Origin of the sequence: Sivoneniella epilithica UHCC 1019 (assembly GCF_040830845.1) — a bacterium.
Lineage (GTDB): Bacteria > Cyanobacteriota > Cyanobacteriia > Leptolyngbyales > Leptolyngbyaceae > ULC077BIN1.
On sequence record NZ_JBFPDP010000002.1, the window covers coordinates 160,823 to 172,979 of the forward strand.

Sequence of the window (12,157 nt, forward strand, 5' to 3'; positions counted from 1 at the left end):
GTTTCAAGACTTTGGGCGCTAGTTGATCCTGACTCGGAAGCGAACAAAGCCCACATTCCCGGCTGGCGTGTTAGGCAGATCGCTCAAGCTGAAAATGACTGCTCCATTGGGATTGGATTGATTCAAGCAAGAATTATTCAGGGGCAAGGGCGCTAGGGGCGTAAACACAGTACCGCCGGACGCGGCAGGAGTGGTGCCGCTTTGAACTTGGGTCGTGCTTGAAACCAATGACGTTCCAGCGGGAATCAAGTCACATAGGTTCGTTGCCAAGGCAGCAGTTGATCCATTAGACAGAAAATAGACCGTGTATTCCACTTCGTCGCCCGGAATCACAGGTGTACTGATATCTAAAGCAGGCACCCCTACTGGCGAACCGGTGGACAATAAGTAGTCCGACAGAATTATTTTCACACCAGCTTCGGGTAAATCTAGCTTCTCAGCCACTTTGCTGTGTAATTGATTTCGTCTAACTACTTAATGCTACTGAAGAGCGTTTCGATGAAGTGGCGGGTGGTTTGCTTGATGTAAGCGAGGGCGGGAGAATCAGGGCGTTTGGAATTGCGTTTACGAGCCACCTGTAACGTGATGGCATCGGTCTGTTGCAGGTCATCCTCAGCGAGATAGTTCGTGTAAGCGGCATCGGCATAGACTTGAGCATGGGCAGGCAAATTCAAGGGCAACGCCTTGAGTCCTCGGGCATCATGGGCTGCACCGGGTAAAAAGGCAAATTCCACTGGAATGCCATCTTTAGTCGCGAGCAGTTGCACCCGAATGCCATAGAAGTAGCGCTTTTTGGACGCGATGTAGCCTCGGTACTCCTCGGATTGAACTAAACGAACTTGGGGAATCCGAATGTTGTCACACAAGGGCACTGGAAAGGAATCAAGTAAGTATTCGGTACAGGCATTGACCGATTTGAGTACCATGCCCAGGTAGTCGAACAGGTCTAGCAAGGGCAAAAATAACCGATGCAAGCGGCGATTGAACCGCGACTTACTCACCATCTTGGGCATCAAGCCGTGGTCTTTAAGATAGTCTTGAGCACTCTGATGATTGCCACCGAAGAAGCGAGCGGCTACGAGTGCAGTGGTAATCACTTCCGCATCGCTCAGTTGCACTCGCATATCCTCTTGATGCCCGATCGCCTTGAGCAGGTCATCGGTGATGGCATAAATCGCTATAATTTCACCAAGCATTTTTCTGTCTCTCCATGAGTTACAAGTTCTTGGAGAGATTTTATTTGTTTTGCTGGTGCTGCCGCTGATAACTAGCAACTCAAGTTACTAGAAGATCAAGAAAGTAAGCAAAGAAGTTGTAGGTTGTGTTGGGAGACAATCCAGTGATGGTTTGTCGCCAAACAACTGGAGGTGGGGTGGGCGGACCCGGTGGCGGAAAGGCTACTTGGACTCCATTGATATCATCAAATGGATTGGAGTAAAGATAGGTGTTAGAGGGATCAACATTGTTCACAGGGTCGCCGGGAAACCCAAACCCATTTACAACTCCAAGCGCACCTGGAACAGCACCGTTCTGAATCGATATTCCTCCTCTAAAGGGGGGAAAGGGAAGGGAGTACCGCCGGGAGGTCCGTCACTTGGATAAACGCCATCGCCAATATAGGGCAGGTCGCTAGTGAATTGCGCGATGTTACCGGGCGGAATTGTGCTTAGTACTCCTACTCTGCCTAGTACTCCTACTCCCGGAGTCTGCGTGAAGGTGCCATTACCAATCAAACTTATACTCCGACGGCTAGTGCCGGGGGGACAAACGTTCCCAACAAAACTTGGCTGCTGGCGGGGTTGGGTAAAAAGAGAGACTGGGAAACCAGCAGGCTGCTAAGGGAGGTTAGGCTTGCCAGTGTCCTCAAGGGGCGTTGCATCAATTCTCTTCCCAGGTGGGCGATTAGTCGGGGCAGTTAGTTTGCGGGTTCAGTTCAGCGATCGCGAGTGCAGCAGGCACAGGATCAGCGTTCAATTTGGAGGTCGTCTTCCTGAATAATGATTTCGATGTCGCGCACGTCTTTGTATAGGAACTCAGCGCGGCGATCGCGGGCAAAATCTAGCTTGTTTCTGCCAGGGGTTATTGGTTGGCGCTCTCCCGCAGATCGAATGGTCATGCGCTCTGCCGCAATCCCTTTTCTCAGTAAGTAGTTGCGGGTATTTTGGGCACGGCGCGCACCCAACGCCAGGTTATAGGCATCGGTGGCACGGGGATCGGTGTGTCCTACAATGCTAACCAAAACCATCGGGTTGTCTTGCAGCACTTGGGCAATTCGATCCAGAACTCTAGCGCTAGCAGGACTAATAAAGTCTTTATCCAAGGCAAAGTGAATGTTGCGGGGCACCTTCAACACGATCGGGGTAGGCACCACAGGCGGCGGTTCCGGTGGCGGGGGTGAAAGTGTGACACAGCTTGGCGCTGAGGAGGGCGGCGTGGCAATTGGAGATTCTGCATTGGTGGCGGCAAGCGCTTGAATCTGAGCGGTCACCGCAGGTTCGGAGGTGCCATAGCGGGGATCGGTGGCGATCGCGCTAATCTGTTCGCCTAGGTTTAAGCCGCTGAGAGCAGCAGTAAATTCGCCTTTGCTGTCAGTTGCGACTTTGGCGATCGGTTCGGTTAAGGAGCTTTCACCGCCAGTGCTGGTGACTCGATAGATTTCAATTTCGGAGCCGGGATCAGCTTTGCCATAGATTTGGATCGGCGCAGTTTGAACTTTTTCATCGGCACTGGCAAGCGCGACAAAGTTTCGGGTGATGAACTGGGGAGACGCGATCGCAGCGTTTCCCGTTTCCAATCGGCGAAAGAAATTATTGCGCGGGGGATTCAAACCATCGCCGACCTGATAATCCAGCACGTTGGTGTTTTGCTGGGTAATTAAGTCGATGCTTAGCCCTTCCAAACCCACAAAGCGATTTCCGGTGATCACTGCCCGTTCGCTCAAGGGCACCGCCGCCACAACCACTCCAGGACCCGCTTGATAACTCACCTGGTTGTTAGTCACCTGGTGATTATTGCCCATCAGGTAAACAGCAGCCCGTCGCAAGCGGCGACCGTTATAGGTAATTTGGTTATCGCGAATTTGCACTGCGCCATCGGGCTTAAACAAATACACGCCACTACCATCGTTGCCGCAAATCACATTGCCTGTAATTTGAGCCTGGTCAACATTGCCTTCTAAGCGAATCGCATCGGGCATTCCCGCTACTCCATTCGCCAAAATCGCGTTTTCGGTGACCTGCAAATCCGTTGCTTTCACTGAGGTAATCACGGCGCTGCCATCGTGATCGGCAATCCAGTTGCGCCGAATAATAGTGCCTGTGCCATTAAAAACCGACACTCCAAAGGCAGAGCGACCCCCCGCAGTTCGTCCAGTTCCATCAGCCGACGGCGGGATACCCAGCCAGTTGTTTTCGATGAGGGTGCCTTTGGGCGGCAGATCATCGGGGTAGAAGGGGGCGAAATTTGCGGGAATTCGCTGTTTGCGAATATCTGGCGGGGGTAGGCGATGGGCAATAAATATATCGGCAGGCGGCGTTGTCGGCGTATTAGGCGTGTTGAGAGCGGGTTCTTCATGGTTAGAAGTAAACCCATACAGGCTTAAACCCCGAATGGTTACGTCATCGGCTGCGACGGTTAAACCCCGAAAGATGAACGCTCCTTCGACGGGGGTAATTGCCACGATGGGCGCAGGGAGAGATAGTTCGGTAATCACTGAGCGATCGCTCTTATATCCGGGCTGCGTTCCCCCATCCATAAGCAAGCTAGTGGCAAGCGGCGGCAATTCTTCAGTGAGGCGAATGGTCGTGTCGCCCGTCAGGTTGAACTCAATCCGCGATCGCTCAGTGCTGGGGCTAACCTGCATTTTTTCGGCATCGCTGAGTTTGTCAGCAGGCAACGTGCCATTCACAATCGCAATGGCTTCCCGCAGCGTTAGCTCGGAGTCGGGCTGAATCCCGTCTTTAGAACTGTTGACAATCACCCGCACCAGTGGGCGATCCGTTTGCGCGAATGCTGGGATTGCTACCGCGATCGCTAGAAAAGCTGCCACAACATAGACACCCGGTCGGATCGGGCAGTTTGCACCATCTCTCAGAAAATTGCGCCACACCATAAAGCGAGATACTTCTGGCTGAGTGCTGCTGTGCAAATGATTCACTCCTCTTGTTATCATTGCGCCACCTCTTCAGCAGATTGGGCTGCCACAGGGGCTTGAACGGAATTGGGTTGATCAGAATTGGGTTGAATAGAACTAGAGGATGGCAAGCTGGAGGATGAGGGAGCCAGATTTGGCTGATTGGCGATCGGCTTCACCAGAGACTCTTGCTGTTGCGGTGGAGCCACTTTACGACCGGGCAGACTCACCCCAAAACCACTCATCAGTTGATCGAGTTTGAGGCTGAGGGTGACATACACACCATCCTTGTTGCGGCTGAGGTCGCGATCGTTCGCCTGCCCAAAGTTGTAACCCAGCGCTACCCGCAGGTTAGGGTTCAGGTAATAGCCCGCTTCCACTGCCAAGCCCACTTCATCAAAACCAATCACCGACTGGCTAATCCAGCGCACCTCACCCGCCACATCAACGCGATAGCCCAAACGATACGCTGCTCGGAACTGCCCCAGGGTGATGGAATTGGTGCCCAGTAAATCTCTTGCCAGAAAAGACTTGGTGCTTCGTAGGGCAAACTTGCCATAAAACTCCCAGCGCCAGTTCGGAGCATAAATCGTTTCTAATGCCACCAGATGCACGTTAGAGCCAGTGCCGCTGCCAAACAAAATCGTATCCGGTGTGAGGGAAGGGTTTTGACGATATTCGTAGCGCAGTAGAGCATTGAATTTGTCATCGCTCGGATTGCGGTATGCCATGCCCAGCTTTAGGTTGACCGTATCCGACAAGCCAGAATCGGTGAGTAGCTGGTTGGCAAAATTGCCTTGCTGGTAGCGACCTAGCATCGTCAACGAGGGCGATATCTTTCCGGCGGCTCCTGCCGAAATCACCATTGTGTCATTGCGACCTTCGCCATCGCGATATTCAAACCGACCGTTGGCTTTGAAGTTGGGATTATCGATGTAATCTAGCCCAACGCTATAGCTGGTGTAGGCAGACAGCCCTAAGGAAGATGCGCTTTGTCCTGACGCGATCGGTTGGAGAAACTGCTGTCCAGCGGCAGCATAGGGAACGACATCGCCTGAAATTCGCTCTAAGCCCAAACTTGCCCGTAAACCGGGGGCGATGAGAATCCGATGACTCATCCCCATTGCCGCCTGACTCGACCAGCCGTTAATGCCATTGATTAAGGAATAGCGGTTGGTAAAAGTGGTGTCGTCTGAGATGCGTTTGTCCGACAAAATATCCAGGCTGGTGAAGGAGTTGTCTCTCAGTTGGGCGGTGCTGCCAATAAATTGCTGCGCCAAACGAATGGTGACATCTTTTTCGGCTGCCCAATCTAAGCCGATCGTGGTGCGGTTCGGATAGAGCGGATCGGGACTGCTGCCGAGGTTGCGCTCATCTTGCACCCGGAAGGTGAGGGTTTTAAGGATGGGATAGTTGAGCCGAGAAATGAACTGGTTAGTATCGGCTTCCAGTAAGCCGGGAAAAGCTCGATCCTGACGCGATCGCCGGACAAAATCCAACCCTAGCTCGATCGGTCCTAATTTTTGCAATACTCCCGCCCGGAATATACTCTGGCTGTTATCGACCCGGCTGCCTGGAACTGGCTCAGTGGTTGGGTTAAACAAATCTCCAAAGCCCACTCGCGTGATAGCAGTAATCCCCCGAATCGCTGGCGCAATTCCAAAGTTAACTTCTCGATCAAACTGCACGGTTGCCTGAGTGGTCGGGGTTACTTTCGCGGCAAACTCTGCCCCATAACGGGTTTGTCCGGGGGTGAAACTAGCCGAGGCATTGTTGACAAAGCCGGATTCAACCGAGCGATAGAATGCCTTACCGACGATCCCAGGAGTGAGGGTGCCCAGCAGTTCAAACCGATAGGCATAGCCGCCAATGTCGCCTTGAAAAATCGAGTCGAAGTCAGAACGCGCGATTTCTGCGGTGAGTTGGGCATCTTTGCCTAGGGCGATCAACGCATCCCCACCGTATAGCTGGAATCGCTGATCGCCCTGATTTTCTTGTAGGTAAGTAACCCCTGCCCAAATTTCCCTACCCAATTCTCGCGAAAAATTATATTGGGCGCGTCCGGCGTAGAGTTTGCCGCCATCCTTCAGGTCTTCAAACTGGTAGGTGGCAACGATCCGGCGAACTAATGTCCGTCCAAATGGATCGAATTCTAGGGCGTTGACGACGCGCCGGAAAATAATGGCACCGCGATCGTAATCAATGTCGTAGTCCGTGCCGCGATACAAGGGTTTGCGTTCGACTACAGTTCCAGGACGGTTAAATTCTTCGGTTTCCAAGAAGATATTTTCACTGCCTCTGGTAAGCAGTCGACGCGATAAATAGTAATAGCCGCTGGTGCCGTTGGGGGCGATCGCATCTCGTTGAAACCCGCTGACGTTATTGGCATACATGCCCGTTAGTTGCAGGTCGCCCAAGTTGTAGTTGAGCTTAAACCCATGCAGTTGGCGCGTGGTAGCGCTATAAAACTGAGACGCTCTGGAAAACTCTGACGTGGTGTAGTCGCCCCACATGGCAAAGTCTGAGCCTGCGCCGATTGTGGGCGATGTGCGTTCTAGCTTGAAGTAGACGCTATCGATCGACGGCGTGAGGTAGTCAACAGTTGAACTATCCCCATAAACGGGATAAACCTGATCGCAAAACTGCGGATCGCGAAACAGCCGCGTTGCCCCAGAACAGTCTTTATTCAGGGCACGCTGATTGTTAAAGGCACCCGTAAACAGCCATTCGCCAATTCTTCCTTGGGCAAAAGCTGCCGTGCTGAAATCAACCCGATAGCCCCCATCCAATCGGCTCGGACGCAAATAATCTTCAAAACTGCCGAAATAATCCAGCCCACCTTGTCCTAACCGAAGATTGACCGCACCAGACAAAATAAATGGGCGAAGATTCGTGATGAATTCTGCTTGGGTGTAAGCTTCTAGGGTTTTGTCTGCTGGATTAGGAGCCAGTAGGTAAGGCGGCTTATTCAGGTCTGGAAAGGGAACAACGGGTTTCTTGGTTTCCGATCGCGTTGCTAGTTCGTGGCGATCAACGGCTGCCCGAATCTTCACTACCTGCGCCTCTAGCCCCGATTGAAGCCGCGCCTGAAACTTGCCATCCCGCGCCAACACCTGAAAGCCAGGACGATCTTTGTCGTAATCTGCCCCAACAAACTTACCGCTGCTAGCCGTGAGGGTCACCACCGCATTTTGAGTAATCGGTTGTCCGGCTTCATCCAAAATGCTTCCCTGAATTGGCAGCACAGATCGCCCATCTGCCGGGATTCTAGACTGCTGCGTGGGTAAAAATTCAATCCGGGCAGACGTTTCCTTAACCGTGATGGTGAGGCTAACAGGCGCAGACCCTTCTGCCTGAGCCGTGACGGTGTTTTCTCCTGAGATCAGCGGGATGCGATACCAAACTTGAGTCACTTGGTTAGTCGCCGAATTTTCTTGAGTCTGGGTGGGTGTGGCTGGATCAAGCGGCTGCCGATTGACTGTGATTTGAACCTTTGTGCCAGCCGGATACTGCACTACTAAGTCAGTAAATTTCGCACCACTCACTAGATTGGTAGGGCTGAGAATTTGAATAGACCCTGGAGATGGAGCGATCGCTGGGGTTTGCGCTTGGGGTTGCTGTATCTCAGGCGCTTTCACCTCAGCCGACTTTACTTCAGCCGATTTAAATAATGCTGATGGTGCGGGTTCAAGCTTGGTTGTTTTGAGGGGCAAAAGTTTTCCCGACTCTGCTTGAGCAAAGTCGGCTGGCTGCCTGGTTTCTAGATTGGCACCACTCGCAGGCGACGTAACTGGCTCACTGGCATGGGCTGCTACGATGCCGATCGCCCCCAACAGCGTCGTTAAGAGATTCAGTCCGAATAAGGCAATTGAGTTAATTCGCATTATCGCTGTCCCTCCCTAAAGGTTGGCGTTACCGCAAAGTTCATCCGCACCATGCCTCCCGGCGATAACTTGACAAGTCGAGAGGGGCTGTTTGCTTCGATTCGATAGAGGTTTGGAGCCAGCGTGTATCCCGGCAAACTGGTCAAATCCAGCGTTCCTGAGCGATAACCCGCGATCGCAAATGGCAAAGAAAAGAGTCCATTTGGATCGGTCATTACCCGATTCCCGTCATCCATGAAAATGACTGCATTAGGAATTCCCGGCTCTCCAGGCTGTTGCTCTCCATCAAAGTTTTTGTCTACAAATACGCGACCTACCACCGTGCCACAATCCGACAAAATGCCAGGACGAATCCGCAGTTGAGCGCTAGCGGTGTTGCTTCGCACTTCTCCACCCGCCACATTTCTAGCCGCAGCGACCACCACATTCTGCCCCGAACCTCGGATAGCGTCCGGCGAGAGCAGCGATGCATAGACAATCACCAAAGTCTGCTGAGGCGCAAGGACTGGGTAAGTAAACGCAATTGTTTGACCATTCGTCATGACGCTGGACAAAGCAACAGGCGTTTCTGGACTACCCGCAGTGCTGATCGCCGCCTTCGCAGAATCATTTAAAAATTTGAACCCCAAAGGCAGCGTATCGGTGACTACCACATTCGTGACTGGGGCGCTACCAGAGTTTTTGACCAGCAGCCGATAGGATACAGTGTCACCTGGCTCTGCCGCACCGCGATCAGCAACCTTAATAATTTCCAGCCGCTCACTCAGCAGAGGAACAGTCACTGTATTTGAGCGAACCGTGCGGAAAGGTCCTCCCGGCGTATTTTGAAAACCTGCCGTTGCAGTGTTAGGAATCAAATTAGTTTGTGCATGAGCAGCAAACCCTTGGTAGCTTAGACCGCCTGCAAACAGTGTAAAAAACAGTGTTCGCAAACATCTAGACCCCAGCGACGATGTTGGAGTAGTCATCCAAAAAGCTCGGACCTTAATTACAAATGTCTACAGTGTGGGAGGAGAATTTTGGAACCAGAGATCGAAACAACTCGGAGTAAAAGAATTGAGAAAAGAAGATCTCAAATAAGAACAGCAGACAAAATTTAGTGTGTGAGATGAATTTTACTGCTGTATTGAAAAAGTGTGAAAGAAAAATAGCGGACTAAGTTAAGTATAAATATTTAACCTATACTGAGGCACCCATCCGTTAGAAGTTACCGCTTCCGTAACACTTAGTCAACCCCATCAGAGAAAAATAGATTTACGTAGCTGTTGCTCTCAGTTGAAAAAATACTCAAACCTGAAAAAACTAATTGGGAGCGATCGCAGATTTCAACGTCCGGCAAAAATCGCCAATATCCTGCAACCCTTTCTCAGGAGTAGATTCAGCTAACCGCTTCACAAAAGCACTTCCAACAATTACGCCATCTGCGCCCCATTCCATCGCTTGGCGCGCATGTTCTGGTTGGGAAATGCCAAACCCAACACCAATCGGCTTATCCGTAACACTACGCAACTCATGGATCATCTCTTTAACGCGAGATTCCATTTTGGGACGCATTCCAGTGACTCCCGTTGTGCTGACCAGATAGATAAACCCTTGAGACTGCTGGGCGATCGCCAATAATCGCTCTTTGGGCGTAGTCGGAGCCACCAGCAACGTCAACTCAATCCCATAAACTGCCGCAGGCTTCAACAAAATCTCTGCCTCTTCTAGGGGTAAGTCGGGCACCACCAACCCTTTCACTCCAGCCGTAGCAACCTGTTGTAAAAACGAGTCAATGCCCCGATTCAAAATTGGATTGTAGTAGGTGAATAAAATAATGGGCGATCGCAACTGAGGACTCACCTGCTGCACCACCTCCAGCACTTGCTCAAACCGGGTTCCTCGCTGAAGCGCTCTGGTTGCCGCCGCCTGAATCACGGGTCCATCTGCCAACGGATCGGAATAAGGTACACCCAATTCAATTAAGTCAGCCCCACTTTGATCTAGGCGCTCTAGTGCTTTTTCGGTTACTTCTAAACTAGGATCACCCGCCGTCACAAATGGAATCAGAGCGCAACGGGCGTGGCTCCGAAGATGCTCAAAACAGTGAGATACAGAAGTCATGTTCAATTCAGCCAATCATCAATTCAAGCCAATCATTTATCATTCTTTCACTGAATTGGCTTGGAAGCAGATTTCTTCTCCTGCTCAATTTCGGCTTGCAATGCTGCCAACTCTTCTGGAGTAAGCTCATCCAATCGCTTTTGCAAAACGGCATTTTCATAGTCACGTCGCTGCTGGTGGTAAGTCATAGAACCAGTTACAGCACGTAACACATAGGTTACAAGCCAGCCGACTAATCCACCAAATAGCAAAACCTGAGTCCAAATACCCGCATTCGTTGCGTCTAAACCGACAACCTGGAATGCAAAATAAATTAAACCCGTTGCAACACAAACACCCAGCCCAATGCCTAAAACATCAATCCGTCGCATTTAGCCCTCAACCGGACGGCGTTTAGGACGGAAGTTTAGAAAAGGCGCGAGGAGCAGCAACCCAGGAAAAAAGAAGAAGACTAGAAAATACATGAATGCCCGCTCAAATGAACTTGCAACATACCAACGGGCTTGGAGATAAAAATACAGAGCGCCCGGAATCACGACTAAAAATGCTCCGGCGATCGCTAGATACAACAGTGCAACAACCATAACTTTACAAGGGAGTAGCTTTATACAGAAAAACTTAGACTGAAATTTAAGTAAAACTTTAGATCAAGCAAAACTTTTTCAGAATGGCATCATTCTACCTCTTGTAGTCCGTAAGGCAAGCGATCCACACATTGAAAAATCCAGGCAAAAAGATTGAGTAATCGCATAAGCGCTACCTTGTCAAGTTGCAAAAAACTTTTTTAACCATTGCATAACCCCCTAATTGATGGTGAAATGGTACGGGGTTAGTTTTTAACTAGTCCTCAATATATGGGGGCATGGCGGAATGGTAGACGCTACGGACTTAGAAAACTGAGCCTTACTGGAGAAACTCAGTAAGTGACGGCTCTCAAATTCAGGGAAACCTGCATCTTAAGTGATACATAAAGCGCTAGACGCTGGAGAAATTAAAATCTCAGCATCTCCGCTTTCTTTTTCACTTGAGACATGGCAATCCTGAGCCAAGCCAAAAAGGTTGCAGATTGTAAAGGCGGATTTTGAGTTGACATCAACCTAAATATCTGAAACTTAGAATCTAACGCCTTGCGGAAGGTGCAGAGACTCGACGGGAGCTACCCTAGCGCTTTTACAGACATCGTTTTTGTTGTTGAAAGCGTGGGTAAAGGGAGAGTCCAATCCTCAAAACTCATCAATGGTAGATTGAGCAGCAGTGAAAACTGCGAGAGGATGAAAATCCGTTGACCGCAAGGTCGTGAGGGTTCAAGTCCCTCTGCCCCCATTTATCAAATTGCTCGGGACTGCATAATTCATTTATCAAATTGCTCGGGATTGCATAATTTTTCCAACGTAGCGATAAAGCCAACGTAGCGATAAAGGATTATTCCTGTGCAAATCCTTTACTTTCCTAAAATCGCTAAAAACTGTGCTTTGTCTTCCGGAAGAAACGACTGAGGGATGAATAAATTAGCCTAACCTAAAAAGGTGAGACAATTTGGGTGTCCCTCGCGTATGATTACTGACATATCGAATTTAGGGAACCCACCAGCGCTTAATTAGACCGCTGGCTTAGTAATTTCCTTAAGTTTGAGCGTTTCGGCATGGGTGCATCGTAAGTATTGATTCCATTAATTGGTGAGAATATTAACGAACAGATTAAGTACATAAGTCTTGAGCAACACTTTAATCGACCTATGTGAATGGGTCATTATACGGAATAAGTGTCACTATTTGGTCTTCCAAAGTAGTGCCATTTCTGGTTTTAGTTGCTACTTGCTAAAGTATTAGCATCTGCTTAAATCTTATCACTCACCTTTATTGGTAAAGCCCTCATGAATAAGCCACACACCTAAATGACTTACATACATACTGAAAGCAGTTGGCTTGATGCTTGGTTAGAATCAAGTGACTTGTAGTTCGCTTTGAACATCATTGCCCTTTTAAAAAGTTAGCTTTGATATCTAAAAAAAGCTAATCGTTGAAGAATTGCATACCTA

General features: G+C 50.0%; 10 protein-coding genes and 1 pseudogene. All 11 read right to left on the reverse strand.

What is annotated here, in order from left to right; all coding sequences use genetic code 11:
• Positions 1 to 18: 18 nt before the first annotated feature.
• The 11 genes and pseudogenes from AB3R30_RS02300 to ndhL all read right to left on the reverse strand — a co-directional run bounded on the left by AB3R30_RS02300 (position 19) and on the right by ndhL (position 10,703).
• Positions 19 to 444: a hypothetical protein gene (locus AB3R30_RS02300; RefSeq protein ID WP_458647522.1), complete on the reverse strand. Its 426-nt coding sequence runs from the start codon at positions 442 to 444 to the stop codon at positions 19 to 21.
• Between the two features lie 32 nt (positions 445 to 476).
• Positions 477 to 1,196 (reverse strand): annotated as a pseudogene (locus AB3R30_RS02305) (IS982 family transposase); the annotation flags it as partial.
• A gap of 79 nt (positions 1,197 to 1,275) precedes the next feature.
• Positions 1,276 to 1,470, reverse strand: a complete 195-nt coding sequence (locus AB3R30_RS02310; protein WP_458647523.1) for a hypothetical protein — start codon at positions 1,468 to 1,470, stop codon at positions 1,276 to 1,278.
• 26 nt (positions 1,471 to 1,496) lie between these two features.
• A complete protein-coding gene (locus AB3R30_RS02315; RefSeq protein ID WP_458647524.1) occupies positions 1,497 to 1,733 on the reverse strand; it encodes a hypothetical protein in 237 nt (78 codons plus the stop codon).
• A gap of 2 nt (positions 1,734 to 1,735) precedes the next feature.
• Entirely contained in the window at positions 1,736 to 1,879 is a 144-nt protein-coding gene (locus tag AB3R30_RS02320; protein ID WP_458647525.1) for a hypothetical protein, read from the reverse strand.
• 84 nt (positions 1,880 to 1,963) lie between these two features.
• The gene (locus AB3R30_RS02325) at positions 1,964 to 4,171 is read right to left on the reverse strand and encodes an OmpA family protein (protein ID WP_458647526.1); all 2,208 of its coding nucleotides are present in this window, start codon (positions 4,169 to 4,171) and stop codon (positions 1,964 to 1,966) included.
• Positions 4,168 to 8,016: a hypothetical protein gene (locus AB3R30_RS02330; RefSeq protein WP_458647527.1), complete on the reverse strand. Its 3,849-nt coding sequence runs from the start codon at positions 8,014 to 8,016 to the stop codon at positions 4,168 to 4,170. Before AB3R30_RS02330 ends, AB3R30_RS02325 begins: the two co-directional genes overlap by 4 nt.
• Complete coding sequence (locus AB3R30_RS02335) at positions 8,016 to 8,984, reverse strand: NEW3 domain-containing protein (protein WP_458647528.1); 969 nt, start codon at positions 8,982 to 8,984, stop codon at positions 8,016 to 8,018. Before AB3R30_RS02335 ends, AB3R30_RS02330 begins: the two co-directional genes overlap by 1 nt.
• Positions 8,985 to 9,318: 334 nt before the next feature.
• The gene (gene trpA / locus AB3R30_RS02340) at positions 9,319 to 10,119 is read right to left on the reverse strand and encodes a tryptophan synthase subunit alpha (protein ID WP_458647529.1); all 801 of its coding nucleotides are present in this window, start codon (positions 10,117 to 10,119) and stop codon (positions 9,319 to 9,321) included.
• 47 nt (positions 10,120 to 10,166) lie between these two features.
• Positions 10,167 to 10,490: a DUF3007 family protein gene (locus AB3R30_RS02345; RefSeq protein WP_458647530.1), complete on the reverse strand. Its 324-nt coding sequence runs from the start codon at positions 10,488 to 10,490 to the stop codon at positions 10,167 to 10,169.
• Positions 10,491 to 10,703 (reverse strand): NAD(P)H-quinone oxidoreductase subunit L, encoded by a 213-nt coding sequence (ndhL, locus tag AB3R30_RS02350; protein WP_458647531.1) that lies wholly within the window; start codon positions 10,701 to 10,703, stop codon positions 10,491 to 10,493. It lies immediately after the preceding gene.
• Between the last annotated feature and the right edge of the window lie 1,454 nt (positions 10,704 to 12,157).